21 protein-coding genes are annotated in these 13,903 nt (G+C 42.7%); 9 read left to right on the forward strand and 12 right to left on the reverse strand.

The genetic code is table 11. The annotated features are described in order from the left end of the window. Both V7Q33_RS03720 and V7Q33_RS03725 read right to left on the reverse strand, forming a co-directional pair. On the reverse strand, nt 1-280 hold a 280-nt coding region (locus V7Q33_RS03720), incomplete at its 3' end, for a pyridoxamine 5'-phosphate oxidase family protein (RefSeq protein WP_333818948.1). A 17-nt stretch (nt 281-297) separates the two neighbouring features. Next, nucleotides 298-564, reverse strand: coding sequence for a hypothetical protein (locus V7Q33_RS03725; RefSeq protein ID WP_331983933.1), 267 nt, complete (start codon nt 562-564; stop codon nt 298-300). 158 nt (nt 565-722) lie between these two features. Between V7Q33_RS03725 and V7Q33_RS03730 the strand changes: the two genes are divergently transcribed. Beyond that, nucleotides 723-1,154 carry a response regulator gene (locus V7Q33_RS03730; RefSeq protein WP_331983931.1) on the forward strand — a complete coding sequence of 144 codons (432 nt, stop codon included), beginning with the start codon at nt 723-725 and terminating at the stop codon, nt 1,152-1,154. 3 nt (nt 1,155-1,157) lie between these two features. Here the strand turns inward: V7Q33_RS03730 and V7Q33_RS03735 are convergent, their stop codons facing one another. From V7Q33_RS03735 to V7Q33_RS03745, 3 genes are all read right to left on the reverse strand, one after another. Beyond that, nucleotides 1,158-1,541 carry a hypothetical protein gene (locus V7Q33_RS03735; RefSeq protein ID WP_331983929.1) on the reverse strand — a complete coding sequence of 128 codons (384 nt, stop codon included), beginning with the start codon at nt 1,539-1,541 and terminating at the stop codon, nt 1,158-1,160. After that, a complete protein-coding gene (locus V7Q33_RS03740) occupies nt 1,534-1,875 on the reverse strand; it encodes a phage holin family protein (protein ID WP_331983927.1) in 342 nt (113 codons plus the stop codon). The genes V7Q33_RS03735 and V7Q33_RS03740 overlap by 8 nt, the downstream gene beginning before the upstream one ends. A gap of 96 nt (nt 1,876-1,971) precedes the next feature. After that, nucleotides 1,972-2,241, reverse strand: coding sequence for a YtxH domain-containing protein (locus tag V7Q33_RS03745; protein ID WP_331983925.1), 270 nt, complete (start codon nt 2,239-2,241; stop codon nt 1,972-1,974). 189 nt (nt 2,242-2,430) lie between these two features. Between V7Q33_RS03745 and V7Q33_RS03750 the strand changes: the two genes are divergently transcribed. Then, nucleotides 2,431-2,766 carry a response regulator gene (locus V7Q33_RS03750; RefSeq protein WP_333818949.1) on the forward strand — a complete coding sequence of 112 codons (336 nt, stop codon included), beginning with the start codon at nt 2,431-2,433 and terminating at the stop codon, nt 2,764-2,766. On the opposite strand, the gene V7Q33_RS03755 is transcribed toward V7Q33_RS03750, so the two are convergent. From V7Q33_RS03755 to V7Q33_RS03770, 4 genes are all read right to left on the reverse strand, one after another. Continuing rightward, nucleotides 2,761-3,930: a DUF748 domain-containing protein gene (locus V7Q33_RS03755; protein ID WP_331983921.1), complete on the reverse strand. Its 1,170-nt coding sequence runs from the start codon at nt 3,928-3,930 to the stop codon at nt 2,761-2,763. The genes V7Q33_RS03750 and V7Q33_RS03755 overlap by 6 nt on opposite strands. After that, a complete protein-coding gene (locus V7Q33_RS03760; protein WP_333818950.1) occupies nt 3,927-5,522 on the reverse strand; it encodes a DUF748 domain-containing protein in 1,596 nt (531 codons plus the stop codon). Before V7Q33_RS03760 ends, V7Q33_RS03755 begins: the two co-directional genes overlap by 4 nt. Nucleotides 5,523-5,623: 101 nt before the next feature. After that, nucleotides 5,624-6,322: an OmpA family protein gene (locus V7Q33_RS03765; RefSeq protein ID WP_331983917.1), complete on the reverse strand. Its 699-nt coding sequence runs from the start codon at nt 6,320-6,322 to the stop codon at nt 5,624-5,626. A 42-nt stretch (nt 6,323-6,364) separates the two neighbouring features. Beyond that, on the reverse strand, nt 6,365-6,511 hold the full coding sequence (locus V7Q33_RS03770; RefSeq protein ID WP_143785778.1) for a lmo0937 family membrane protein: 147 nt from the start codon (nt 6,509-6,511) through the stop codon (nt 6,365-6,367). Nucleotides 6,512-6,748: 237 nt separating this feature from the next. Here V7Q33_RS03770 and V7Q33_RS03775 point away from each other — a divergent pair, with 237 nt between their 5' ends. The 7 genes from V7Q33_RS03775 (at nt 6,749) to V7Q33_RS03805 (ending at nt 12,033) form a co-directional block, all read left to right on the forward strand. After that, nucleotides 6,749-7,501, forward strand: coding sequence for an MlaE family ABC transporter permease (locus V7Q33_RS03775; RefSeq protein ID WP_331983915.1), 753 nt, complete (start codon nt 6,749-6,751; stop codon nt 7,499-7,501). Further along, entirely contained in the window at nt 7,498-8,280 is a 783-nt protein-coding gene (locus V7Q33_RS03780; RefSeq protein WP_331983913.1) for an ABC transporter ATP-binding protein, read from the forward strand. The genes V7Q33_RS03775 and V7Q33_RS03780 overlap by 4 nt, the downstream gene beginning before the upstream one ends. Nucleotides 8,281-8,307: 27 nt before the next feature. Further along, a complete protein-coding gene (locus tag V7Q33_RS03785) occupies nt 8,308-9,279 on the forward strand; it encodes an MlaD family protein (protein WP_331983911.1) in 972 nt (323 codons plus the stop codon). Nucleotides 9,280-9,411: 132 nt separating this feature from the next. Further along, nucleotides 9,412-9,951 (forward strand): YciE/YciF ferroxidase family protein, encoded by a 540-nt coding sequence (locus V7Q33_RS03790; RefSeq protein ID WP_331983909.1) that lies wholly within the window; start codon nt 9,412-9,414, stop codon nt 9,949-9,951. A gap of 144 nt (nt 9,952-10,095) precedes the next feature. Then, nucleotides 10,096-11,187 carry a DNA topoisomerase IB gene (locus tag V7Q33_RS03795; protein WP_331983907.1) on the forward strand — a complete coding sequence of 364 codons (1,092 nt, stop codon included), beginning with the start codon at nt 10,096-10,098 and terminating at the stop codon, nt 11,185-11,187. Nucleotides 11,188-11,371: 184 nt separating this feature from the next. Further along, the gene (locus tag V7Q33_RS03800) at nt 11,372-11,674 is read left to right on the forward strand and encodes a DUF4286 family protein (protein WP_331983905.1); all 303 of its coding nucleotides are present in this window, start codon (nt 11,372-11,374) and stop codon (nt 11,672-11,674) included. A 77-nt stretch (nt 11,675-11,751) separates the two neighbouring features. Then, complete coding sequence (locus tag V7Q33_RS03805; protein ID WP_331983903.1) at nt 11,752-12,033, forward strand: hypothetical protein; 282 nt, start codon at nt 11,752-11,754, stop codon at nt 12,031-12,033. 255 nt (nt 12,034-12,288) lie between these two features. On the opposite strand, the gene V7Q33_RS03810 is transcribed toward V7Q33_RS03805, so the two are convergent. The 3 genes from V7Q33_RS03810 to V7Q33_RS03820 form a co-directional block, all read right to left on the reverse strand. After that, entirely contained in the window at nt 12,289-12,672 is a 384-nt protein-coding gene (locus tag V7Q33_RS03810; RefSeq protein WP_331983901.1) for a hypothetical protein, read from the reverse strand. Nucleotides 12,673-12,853: 181 nt separating this feature from the next. Next, nucleotides 12,854-13,333, reverse strand: a complete 480-nt coding sequence (locus V7Q33_RS03815) for a GNAT family N-acetyltransferase (RefSeq protein ID WP_333818951.1) — start codon at nt 13,331-13,333, stop codon at nt 12,854-12,856. Nucleotides 13,334-13,399: 66 nt separating this feature from the next. Then, nucleotides 13,400-13,903, reverse strand: a 504-nt coding sequence (locus V7Q33_RS03820) for a prolyl oligopeptidase family serine peptidase (protein ID WP_333818952.1), incomplete at its 5' end; no start/stop codon positions are given.

Consider the following 13,903-nt stretch of genomic DNA (forward strand, 5'->3'; position numbering starts at 1 on the left):
CAGTACTCAAGCCGTTCACATGCACATATATATTTTTACCAGGATGCGCATAAATGAGCGATACCTCGTTGTTGTGCGATGCATCGTGAATCTTTTCTGAAAATTCGTTGGTAAAGAACCATACATTGCCTTCATCATCGATCGATGCTGTTGCCATAGGCCTGCTCAGCAATTCGCCTGTATCGCTGGTGGTGGCCAGCATGCATATTTCAACATCTTCTACCAGCGCTTTGAATTTGGCAATGGCTTCTGTTCTGTTTTCCATTATGGCGGTTTCCATGTTCTTATGGTTTGTATTCAATATTTATCACGTTCATCCGTTATATCATCACCAGCATGCTCAGGATGGTTAACTATATTCCGCTGTGCATCTTCGTTTACACGTGGCTGTTTTTCCATCGCTTTATCATTCACGGTTTGCTCTGATGGCGAAGCGGCTGATGGTTCTGTATTTTCTTCCTGTGCAGTTTTTATTCTTACAAATCGTTCGCGCTGATCGGGTCTGCTTCGCTGCTCCTGTCTCTTTTTTACCCGGTGACGTTTACCTTTTACTGGCTTACTCATAATACACCTGTTTGTTTCAGAAGCAAAAATAGAATGCCCACCCTAGGGAAAAGCAATTTAACGAGGCGTTTAAACAGAGTGGAATATATTCCACGATTTATCGTGCCACTGGTGGCACAAGCTACAATATCAACTGAAATGAATGTTTATATTTGAGAATGATAAGCAGACCAACAACTGATTTTATTCTGGTTGCGGAAGATGATGCTGATGACCGCTACCTGATGCAGACAGCCTTTACTGAAAAGGGATACACTGAAAAAATTGAATTTGTAGAGAACGGCGTTGAACTTATCCGATTTCTGGAATCGATTAGTAATGCCCATTACCCTGGTTTTATTCTACTGGATCTGAACATGCCCAAGAAAGATGGCCGCGAGGCGTTGAGAGAGATCAAACAGCATCCGGTGTTCAGAAAAATACCGGTCATTGTTTTTACTACTACCAAGAATGAAGCGGAAATCAGGCGCTGCTATGAGTTGGGCGCGAATACATACATTGTGAAGCCTACCAGTTTTGAATCTCTTCTAAAAGTAGTGCAGGAGATTCGCAGTTACTGGTTCCAGGTTGCATCTATACCTTCCCGGTAAACATTATTGTGGGTTTTGGACTGCCACATCATTATCTTTTCTCTTTCTGCCAATAAGTTTTTGCAATAATGGTTTAGCACTATACAATAGATGAGACGCCACATTTTTTAATATTCCGGGCACAAACATTCTTACTAAACTACTATTTGGCAAAACTCTACGCGACAGCATATCAATGGCAAGTGCAGAGCCCGTTGAAACAATTGCATCGTTGCGGGTTTCACGCGTAGTAATTTTACCGAGCACGGAAATCAGCGCCATCAGTGGGCGCAACTCTTCTTTCAGTTCTTTCACATCGGCTTTTATCAAAAGCTTTTGTTCCTCACGCAGAGTACGTAGGCGCTCTTTTTCTGCCAGCAAATCATTATAGGTAAAAATCTTACTCATAGATTCTCGCAATTAAAAAATTTCTAACAACAGGCGCGAGGTATTTTTTATACAGAAGAAATACAAGAACGATTAAAAAAATATATATACCCGCTACAATAAAAAAACCGCCTACCATGTTATTTATAGCACGACCAATCCACCAGCTGAAACCTAGCCCGGAAAACAACATTACAAACAATACCAAAATCGTTATAACAACCGTAAACAGACTTTGCGAGGCAATGCCCGTAGCTTTATCGGTAGCATTTAACATTGCCAGCTGAAGCTGTGTTTCCAGGTAATCGCTTGCATGCTCTACCAGGTTTTCGGTCTTCGTTTTTATTTCTGCCATAACTGACTTTCTGTTAGGTATATATAGGGTTCGCTGGTTGTATAATACAGGTGAGATACAACACAGCTCCATATTGCATCTCAACCTGTGCTTTGCTTAGCTAAAAGATTCTTTTACTCTGCCAAAGCGAGTCTCCGCGTCAGATTTCAACCCCTTGGCTTCGTTTATAATCCGATCTTTAGCTTTGGAATACTTCGCTGCGTTATTCATTACCATATCAGTTACATCACAGGCAAAATCATTGGCTGCTTTGGCAATTTTCTTTCGCAGATCACTCCCTTTGTCGGGTGCAAGTAACAATCCGATAGCAGCACCGGCTGCTGCCGCTCCTAAAATTCCGAGTACAATTTTTCCTTTTTTGTTCATAACCTGTAATTTTTAGAATGCAACACTGGTATGTTGTAAAAAATCATTCCTGCACTTTATAGTCAAATATTACCACGCAACCACATAAACATGTTAGTATTTTTTTTGCTTCCATAGCATAACCTTCTGGCATGTTTTTCGGTTATGTTGAAAAATGAGTTAATTGTACTTAGCATTTACAAGACAGTCGTGAAAAAAGTTCTGATCATTGATGACGAACGCGATCTGTGCGTATTACTGAAGACCTACCTGGTACCTCTCCAGTATGATGTGCATTTGGCGTATACTTTAACAGAAGGCATTGAGAAGCTGGAAAGCGTTTCTCCTGATATAGTCTTCCTTGATAACAATCTGCCTGATGGATTGGGATGGGATAAGATTGATTATATACGTGCACGGCTGCCTGATAGCACCATAAATCTTATGAGTGCTTACCGCGGCTTTCCGGAAGAACTGGGTAGCGACAGCGCTATTAAGTTTCTGGAAAAGCCTATCAGCCTGGGGGCATTGAAAACGTATTTATGATGCCTGTTCTTTTTTCCTTTTGCGTTCTTCCCTTCGCTGCTTTCTACGTTCTTTTCTTCTCTCTTTCTTCGACTGTTTATCATCCTTCTTGTCCACGCGAGTATCTTTATCTTCCACCATCTCAATCTTAATGGTGCCCTCGGTATTTTTTTCAAAAGCTTTTATAAACGCATTGGAAAATATACTCCACAGCGCAGGCCACGTGGAAGTTTTTACATCTTTTATATTGCCGGATATCGGAACACGGCTGGCAAACCTATCCTTCTTCTGATTGGTAAATATTTCTGCTACAAAACCAACAATAGTTTCCCATACCAGTTGAACGGGCTTCTTTTTATCTTTTTTCCAGTCTACTATTTTCAGATCTTCAATGATCGGCTTTACATAACCTTCTATTTTTCCATCGAGCATAGCCAGCTCAGTATATAAGTCGAATGAACCACGTTCTACATCGATCTTTGCATAGGCTTTAAAAAAATCGTTAAGTGCTTTCAGGTCTACATCTTCAAATTTGAGATCCATATCGAGATCAGGAATCTGCTTCAATACATTGATCTTCATTTTTATTGCCAGGTGGCCGCCACCCAGCGAGGTGGCCGTAAGATGTGCTGTAGAGGGTAACAGCTGCGCATCGTCAGTAGCGTTTGTAAGATTCTCTGCCGATGCATTTACATCTGTCATCTTCAGATCAACATGAGGCTTGGTAGTAAAATCGTAAAAGGCAATTTTACCGTTGGTAATGGTCAGCCGGTTAATATCTACCGGCATCAGGTCTTTGATTGGCTTTGTCCAGTCTACATCTTTGCCCGATTGATTCGATTTACCTCCGCCTATAAAGTTCAACTCCGGTCGTTCAAATCCAACCTCTCCTACAACAGAGCCCTCAAACAGCGCACGCCACTCTATAGAAAGATCGAGTACAGGTATATAGATAAAAGGTATTTTCTTTTGCCCGTCTACTTTGAAAATACGCAGCTCCTGTACCTGGTACGCACCACGGTATAGGTGAATGTCTATATCACGAATAGAACCCGTATATCCCGGAAGCTCAGCCAGCACTTTGTTTACATAGCGTGTAACGAAGTAAGGCATAGCCAGTCGTGCTGCAACCAGTACAACCACAATCACCAAGGGTATCCATATTTTCTTAGGTATGCGTTTCATTCCTTTTTATGTTTCCGCTTCTCTACATCTTTCTGTGCCAGCTTTTTCACATTGTCTTTGTTCGCTTTTACGCGCAGTGAAAAAGATGACTTCAATCCGGAGAGGATTGATTTCCACCAGTAGTTGAAGATCGCTTTCTTCCGATCACGATAGAATAAAATAATGCCCGTCTGCTTATCGCCCGTTACATACCTCCCTGCATCGTTCTTGACAAAGGTGTTAATGGCAAGCGTTAATAAATTATTCTTTACCGCTTTATCCTTTTGGTCCTTATCGGATTTCAGACTCGTCAATTTCAAATCTCTGTAGCTTATATCGACTGTACCGTCCGATCGGTGATCATTGAACCTGAAACTGAAATTGAGTCTGGTCATAACGCCTGACTCAACTTGTATCTTTACTTGCGGTTTCAGCATATCGTTCATTTTCTGCAAAGGCATATCGCTCAGAGAGCCTTTCAGAACTGCAGGCTTGCTTGTATTGGAAAATTGACATGTTACAAGAAGTTTACCGCTTCCCATAAACAAGGCAGACGCTTCCATATAGGGGGCAGGCAGTGAAGTGTCTGTAGATATATGAAATATACCAGCCTTTAATTTTTTGAAATATATAGTACCACTGGAATCCGCTTCCTCGCCAATCTCTTCATACGATACCGCGCTATCATAAATGCGAAGTGTATCTACAGCGAGAGCAAAAGGCAATTTTCGCAACGCATCCATAGGCAACGGCATATACGTTCGCTTCGGAAAGGGATAATGTTTATTGCGGAATACGTCAAGCGCAAAGCTGCATTTCAGTAACGAAGTATTTACAAAGGCTGAATCGCCAACGTTAAAACGCAACCCTTCTGCTGTAACTCCTGTAATTATACCATGAAAGCGATCGTCTTCTACACGCTTACGCCTGGCATGTTCACTTTTTGAAAAGCGTGGCTTAATGCGAAGGGTATCCAGGTGCATGTACTTCCGTTCGCGATCAATATCAAAATAATCTACACTAACAACATAGAAAGGACTATGCACAACAAGGGAATCGGCTCGCATGGCACTAAAGTCCCAGGGATCTTTCTCTCCATTTATTGTAAAACCAGTAAGCGATATACTCCCCTGCATTGTTACCGTATCGTGCGATAAAGCATTTTCGCTCCGTACATAGAGATGGTTAATCGTGCAGACGTTAACCATGGCAAAAGCATCGTGTTGCTTTTGTGTACGGTGAGCAGAATCTTTCGAATGTAGTTTAATGATAGAAACGGCTACGCTGTCTATTGTCAGATCTTCCAGGTGAATACGCTTTCGAAATAACAGGGGTAAGAGGCGAATGGTGTTAATATGGCAGCCATAAACTTTGGCAGAAATTCTTTTATCAATCAATGAAAAGGAAAGGGTGTCAATGGCAACCCTGTTTCTCCAAAGCTCCAACTTTATAGAATCATATTCCAGCAGTATACCATCTTTTTGAAGTGACGCTACTTTTTCTTTTACGAGACGATGTAAAAAACCCGGCAAATATTGATTAGCACTGTATACCAGTATACTCATTACTATGGCAATGGCCAACACAATGAATACTGTTTTTCTTTTTTTCATAGCGTGTAGCTGCAATCTCCTTCCCATCAGTCGCACAGAACCTGTCATTATAGCAACAGGTGCTATGCGTACTGAAAGAAGTAATTATACAGTGGTTGTTGTTATGAGTTTCCGCCTTCATTTTTCTCTGCCCACTTCTTCATTTTCTTATTGGCGTAGATTGCCACTTCCACACGTCTGTTCTGATCTCTTCCCGATTCAGAATTATTATCCGCTACAGGCTGGGTTTCACCATAGCCAATAGTAGTAATACGACTGTTCTTTACATTCTGTGTACTGAGGTATGACGCTACTGATTTAGCACGCTCTTCTGAAAGTTTCTGATTATAGGTATCACTTCCTGTGTTATCAGTATGTCCTTCAATCAGAATGTTTGTGTCCTCATATTTATTCAGCGTAGCAGCCAGCTGCCGAAGATTATCCTGCGTAGTGGCATTTAACTGCGAAGAATTTACATTGAACAACAAGCCCGAGTTAAAGGTGATCTTTATACCTTCTCCCACACGTTCTATCCGGGCTCCTTCCAAATCGCGTTTAAGTTCTTCTGCCTGCTTGTCCATCTGGCGACCGATCAATGCACCAGCAGCGCCACCTACCGTTGCACCTATAATAGCACCTACAGCGGTATTACCCGAACGCGAGCCTATAACACCACCTATGGCACCGCCTGCACCTGCACCTATGGCGCCACCTTTTGTTGTATTCGTGGCATTACAGCCAGTTATGATCTGTACGGTTATCGCTATGAACATAAACCACACAGATGCTCTCCATGGAATTCCATTTTTCACCCTGTTCATAAACATCTGTTTTTATTAACGTATATATCTATACTATATCTGTCACGCCCTTCTTATTACACCGAGTAATAAAGAAAGAATTGCCAGCACAATCAGAACATGAATCAATCCGGTTGCACTATAAACAAACACTCCCAGAAGCCATCCGATAATCAATATCACGGCTATCAAATACAATAGTGATCTCATAAAATGTTGGTTTTAATGTTATTTGATAATAACCCGATAAAAAAGCTTGCCACAATGCATAGAAAGTGTAGAAAAAGTTACTGATAACTATAGCATAGCTTGTAACAACACATACTATAGTTACATTTTGTAGAAATATTTATACAAGGATTCTAACCGAGCTTCACACTCATTTTGGGGCACAACTTTTACAAGCTTGTTATTTGAAAAGTTTTTAACTGTTATACCAGTTCATGTATGATCAAAAGATTTTTACTGAAGCTTGCTGATATCTATCTGTTCGTGGTAAAAGTGCTACGCGAAATTTTCTTTCCGCCATATGACTGGAAAGAAACGTTACGACAATGTTTTATAGCCGGCAATCGCTCACTGTTTCTAATTGTATTCACATCATTCCTGGCCGGAATTGTGTTTACCCGCCAATCGCGACCATCGCTTTCATCATTTGGTGCAGAGTCCTGGCTGCCATCACTGGTGTCGCAGGCAGTGGTGCGTTCTTTAGGACCACTTATTACCGGACTTATCTGTGCGGGTAAATTAGGATCCAATATGGGTGCCGAATTGGGCAGCATGCGTGTAACAGAACAGATCGATGCTATGGAAGTATCAGGCACGCGACCATTTTCTTATTTAGTAGCGAGCCGTATTATGGCTACCACCTTTATGCTTCCTTTCCTGGTTGTATTCGCAGATGCCACAGCGTTACTTGGTTCGTACTTTACAGTTCACTTTATAAACAGTTCAAGCTTCAGACTATATTTTAGCGATGTAGCCGTTTCTGTTACTTACCTGGATATATTTTCATCGCTTATCAAAGCAGCTTTTTTTGGCTTTGCTATAGGTATTGTAGGATGTTATGCCGGATATCATGCCGAACGTGGCACCGCAGGCGTGGGCAAGGCTTCCAATATAGCGGTGGTGGCATCGATGATTCTGATCTTTGTGATCGATCTGTTAAGTCTTCAATTCATAAATCTATTCCGGCGATGAATCAGGCAACAGCATCATCTTCTCCTGCAGCGCGTACAGCCGATAAGGACAATGTTGTTGTGCGAATCCGCCATCTGCAAAAGTCATTTGGTGATACTCATGTGTTGCGTGATGTAAATCTCGATCTGCATGAAACAGAAAACCTCGTGATACTGGGACGATCCGGTACGGGAAAATCAGTACTCATAAAATGTATGGTAGGCCTCATCATTCCCGATGCAGGCTCTATACAAATACTTAATTATGATGTGCTCAATCTCTCGAACGAAGAGATGAACAAACTGCGCCTGCATATAGGCTTCTCGTTTCAGGGCAGTGCACTATACGATTCCATGAGTGTGCGCGAAAACCTGGAATTTCCGCTCAAGCGTAACCTTGGTATATATAAGTCTAAGGAACTTAACGAGCGTGTAATGAATGCGCTGGAAGATGTAGGCCTTGAAGACGCTGCTGATAAAATGCCGGCAGAGCTTTCGGGAGGTATGAAGAAAAGGATCGGCATTGCGCGTACGCTTATCCTCAATCCGAAGATCATGCTTTACGATGAACCTACTGCAGGGCTGGATCCCATTACCTCTATCGAGATCAACGAGCTCATTGTAAAGGTGCGCGACAAGTATAAAACATCATCCATCATTATTACACACGACATCAGCAGTGCACGCCATACGGCCGACCGTGTTATAGCGCTCGTAGGCGGCTATAGTAAATATGAGGGAACATTTGATGAGATCAGGAAGACAACAGACCCGGAGCTGGAACCATTCTTTAACTATTAATAACAGACACTTGTAAATAACAACGATATGAAAACGCGGGAAATAGGTCAGGATATAAAACTAGGAGCCTTTGTACTGGCAGGGCTTGCTATATTTATAGCAACAGTATTTTTTATTGGTGCAGAGAACAGCATCTTCAGCCGCACGTTTACGGTGGTATCTATCTTTAAAAATGTAGAAGGGCTCAAAGAAGGCGATAATGTGTGGCTCTCCGGGGTAAAGATCGGCACAGTAAAAGATGTGCGTATTGTTTCAGAAGGTAAAGTGATTGTAGAGCTGTTGCTGAAAGAACGGCAGAATGAATTTATAGCCAAGAATGCCACAGCTTATATTGGTTCTGACGGATTGGTGGGAAACAAGATCGTAGTAGTGCGTCCGGGTGATGCGGCACATCATATTGAAGATTATGACACGATCAACGCAGCTTCACCAACCGACACGCAAGACCTTATCAATATTGCAAAAGATGTAGGACAGAATACGCGATCGCTTACCAATGATTTGCAGGTAATTTCCAAGAAAGTAAAAGATGGAGAAGGCGTTGTAGGTGAACTGCTGAACGATGGTGCTTTTGCACAAGACCTGCGCCAAACCGTAAGCAGTTTACGCACGGCTGGCGCCAATATGAACCGGGCCACAGCAGAACTCAATGTATTGGTAGCCGAAATTCAACATGGCGATGGAGTGTTCAACAAATTAATTTATGACACCACGCTGGCAGGAACATTCAACACAGCTATAGTCAATGTAAAGCAAGTATCATCTCATGCATCCAAGATTGCTACTGACTTACAGGAAGTTGCCGCCAAGATAAACAGTCATGACAATGCACTGGGATTGTTGCTTGCCGACACAACATTTGCCAAACGCATGGAGCACACATTAATCAACGCAGAAAATGCATCGGGCAAACTCGATGAAAACATGGAAGCACTTCAACATAATTTTCTGTTGCGGGGCTACTTCAGAAAAAAGAGGAAAAATGAGAACAATCAATAAATGAATCCTTTGATTTCGCGTAGATGTTCATCTACAGAATTCATTCATGTTTTAGCTCATAATAAAGGCACAGTGTTTTAGAAAACCATATATAGGTCAACGTCTCTAAACAATTTTAAAAACCCAAGTATCATGGAAAAAGTAGCGAACACCAAGCGGGCAGCATCTAAAGATTCTGCTTCTGAACTTGAAGATTTTTTTGTTGACAGCCTGAAAGATATTTATTGGGCTGAAAAGCATCTGACCAAAGCATTGGCAAAAATGCAGAAGGCAGCAACTTCTGAAGAATTGGCGAATGCATTTGGCGATCACCTGACCGTAACACAAGAGCACGTGGCACGCGTTGAAAAAGTATTTGAATTACTGGAAAAAAAACCACAAGCCAAGAAATGCGAAGCTATGGAAGGGTTGATTAAAGAAGGTGAAGACATTATTGCAGAAACTGAAAAAGGATCTGCTACACGTGATGTTGGATTGATCCTGGCAGCGCAAAAAGTGGAGCACTACGAAATTGCTACCTATGGTGGCCTGGCACAACTTGCCAAAACCCTGGGCCGCGAAGATATCAAAGATATACTCGGCCAAACACTGGATGAAGAAAAGCAAGCTGATGAGCTGCTCACAAGCCTGGCAGAGTCTGATATCAACGAAGCTGCTGAGCAGGAAGGCTAGAACCGTTATTGGCTATTAATTACACATTATTCGGAGATATAGTGACTATTAATGTGTAACGATCAACGGATAACCTGTAACGGATCAAGGAGGCTGTCTTCAAATAGGCAGCTTCTTTATTTATAATATATATCTACTGCATCTATGAGTGCTACGCTTCCTATAAGCATCAGTCACCGTGAATTTATACGGATAGACCGCAACTATAAGAAGGCGGCCAGTGTCGCTTCGCTGAAATATGTTTCGGATGCGGCACCGGGTATAGTACGTGTGCGTAAAGGGAAGGGATATGCCTACCTGCTGGAGCGCAAACCCATTCGCAGTAAAAAAGAATTAGAGCGCATTAAACGATTGGCAATACCACCTTCCTGGTCGCGGGTGTGGATTTGCTCCGATGAAGCAGGGCATATACAAGCTACGGGCTTTGACCTGCGCAACCGGAAGCAGTATAAATATCATCCGTTGTGGACAGCATTACGAAACGAAACAAAGTTCCATCGTCTATATGAATTTGGCAAAGCACTGCCAACGCTTCGGCTAAAACTGGAAGAAGACCTCAATCGAAAAGATCTTTGTGAGGCCCGTGTCATTGCCACCGTTATAGCCTTGATGGAACGAACCTATATACGGGTAGGTAACGATGGCTACGAAAAATTATATGGCTCGTATGGCCTCACTACATTAAAAGATAAACATGTAGCAATAGAGGGCAGCCGAATTGATTTTTCATTTAAAGGCAAAAAGGGAATTTTCCATAAAGTAACACTTCAGAATAAACGCCTTGCGCGCATTGTGAAGCAATGCCGTGAGATACCCGGCAAAGAGCTCTTTCAATATTACGATGCACAAGGCATGCGCCGACCTGTTGATTCGGGGATGGTGAATAACTATATACAACAAGCTACCGGTTTTGCTTTCACAGCGAAAGATTTCAGAACATGGGCAGGGTCGCTACATTTTCTGCGCGAACTCAAAGCCCTCGGGACTATTGCTTCACAAGCCGAAAGCAAAAAGAATATTATTGCGGCACTTGATGCGGTAAGCAAAAAATTAGGCAACACGCGCTCCATCTGTAAAAGTTACTATGTGCATCCAGCACTCATCTCCCTATACGAACAAAACAGCCTCACCAAATACCTTCAGGAACTCGATGCCACCGAAATACCAGACGGCAAGGCGGAGCTGACTACGGACGAACAAGTGTTGATGAAAGTCTTAAGGGCTGCTACAAGTTGATATTGCTGAGGGAACAAGGCGGATGGATTAGCTGCTGGCTACTAGCTGCCAGACACTTTCTAGCAGCCAGTAGCTTAAAGTTTACAGCTGATCCACACGTCTCTAGGAAATCAATACATTACCATAGCAGCATCGTCTAGCGGCTGAAAGCCAGCAGCTCGCAGCTTTTTCCTATCTTTGCTCCATGCTATTATATAACGTGACGGTTGGTATTGACCGCGAAATTGAACAGGAATGGGTACGCTGGATGAAGGAACAGTATATTCCGGTGGTGATGAAAACAGAGATGTTTACAGGTTGGAGAATGTATAAAGTACTGCACGACCAGGAAGACGGCTCCATTTCCTACAGTGTTCAATATTTTGCAACCGATATTCAGGAAGTGGTGAAGTTTGTGGAAAAGATCGAACCGGAGCTGAACAAAGAGTTTCAGCGGTTATTTAAAGACCGGCACGTAGCATTTCGAACACTTTTAGAGGAAGCCTGAAACAAAACGAAAATTGAAATTGTTTAATCGTTGTTAGCTATACTATATTTCTCAGGAAACTATACCTCTCAAAATATATGAACGTCAGGAAGATCGCACCAGAACAAATTTCCCTGATGCATTTTACACATCAGGATGTGCTTGGCGATGAAGAACAGAAGATACTTCGCGCGCACAAGCTTGTAAAGGCGGTTATGTTAAGTAATCTGGAGCATCAGGATGTAGGCTTGATACTCAAGCTAGATACTGGTGAAGTCATTGAAACATTCTCAAACCTGGTAGATTTTGCAGATAACTATGTAGAAGTAAAAGGAGGCTCTTTTATTCCTGTCTGGGCTATTGTAGATGTGGAAGCCTGAAGGAGCCGATGGCAAAAAATATATTTACTCGCGAGGTAAATGACGTTGCCTGATAAAATGGCAATCTCCTGTTAAGATCCTCAACAGGAGATTGTTTCTTTGTTGTCGGTTATCGGTTAATCGTAATCTGTTACACGTTATTCGTTACCGTGAAGTGAAAAATCCAATACACCAAGAGCACAAAGAAGACACGGAGTTACCAAGAGTAATACTTGGTTTGCGTTACTCTGCATAGCTACCAGGATGTGGGAATAATTAACCTTTCGGGTATTTTTCTTTATGCTGATCGTATTCCCGTTGCGGATCCTCGCCGCTGAAATCAAGATCAATTTTGGGTGTAGCCAGCAGGTCAACTCCTTTCAGTATATCTGGTAACTTTGCAGATACGGACCAGTTCTTTCCCGACAGGGAGATATAAACGCCACGGTCGTTATCGTAATATACCGGGTAATCTCGAAAATATGTATAGCGTGTTTTGGCGCGGTAACCGTGTGCTGGTGCCCAGGGTGGCGGACCACCGCCCCGCTTCTCTGATTTCTGTTTGTTCTTATTCTTGCTCTTTCCCTGAGCCAGGGTATCCGTGGCTGTAATGACCGTAATGGCCAGCAGGATAATAATCCATACGCGATAGTTCTTCATAAATGATTTCTTTGCTTCAAAGATGTAGCACCCGCTGCAATAAAGCTTTTCCAAAACAGCGAAAAACTTACAAGACCAGTGATGAAATCCAGTTACATAAAGAATACAAAGAAGGCGCAGCGTTACGCAAAGAGTAATTGAATTTTCATCTGTGATTTCTATGATTCCTTGAAAATAAAAATCAACTGCCAAAGAACCTCTCGATCTGCTCACGCTCCAGTGAGCAGTTAAGCCATTCTTCACCGAATCGTGTTCCGTATTTTTTATAGAAGTTTATAGCAGGATCATTCCAGTCGAGCACCTGCCACATCATGCCGGCACAGTGCTGCTCTAACGAGTGTTTCATGGTACGCTCAAACAATTTCTTGCCCGTGCCTCTGCCACGTTCACTTTCCGTTACAATGATATCTTCAAGATATAGTCTTTTACCTTTCCAGGTAGAGTAGCGCCAGTAGTATAAAGATATACCCACAATACCGTTTGTACTCTCGGCCACAAAGAAACCGTAGATGGGATTGGCGCCAAATCCATCCACCTCCATCATCTCTAATGTATTGGTCACTTCATTGGGGGCCCGTTCATATTTTGCCAGCTCTTTAATAAGCTCAAGCACGCGTGGCAGATCATCTTTCTTACCAATTCGGATAAGTACTTCACTCATAGTATCAAAAATAAAAGAGGCGGCCGTATATGCCGCCTCCTCATCCAAATAATTTATAGTCTTGCACTACATTTCTTTCCTGGCCACCGGAGGAATAATGCCCATGTTATACCACGCAAATACATATTGATCCGCTGTAGACTCAATCGCTTTCGATAAGTTCGATGCTCCGTGCCCTGACTTCGTATCGATACGGATCAGCACAGGGTTTGTTCCCGCCTGATTTTCCTGCAGGGCTGCGGCAAACTTGAAGGAGTGTGCAGGCACCACACGATCGTCATGATCAGCCGTGGTTACCATCGTGGCAGGATAATGTGTGCCCGGCTTCAGCGCATGTACCGGTGAATATTTTCGCAGGTACTCAAACATTTCTTTCGAGTCGTTGGCAGTGCCATAATCGTAAGCCCAACCGGCACCAGCTGTAAAGGTATGATAGCGCAGCATGTCCATAACACCTACGGCAGGTAAGGCTACTTTGGCCAGATCGGGGCGCTGCGTCATGGTAGCACCTACTAACAATCCACCATTAGAACCTCCGGATATAGCAAGGTAATCGCTGGAAGTATATTT

Source organism: Ohtaekwangia sp. (assembly GCF_036786105.1).
Classification (GTDB): Bacteria; Bacteroidota; Bacteroidia; order Cytophagales; family Cyclobacteriaceae; genus Ohtaekwangia.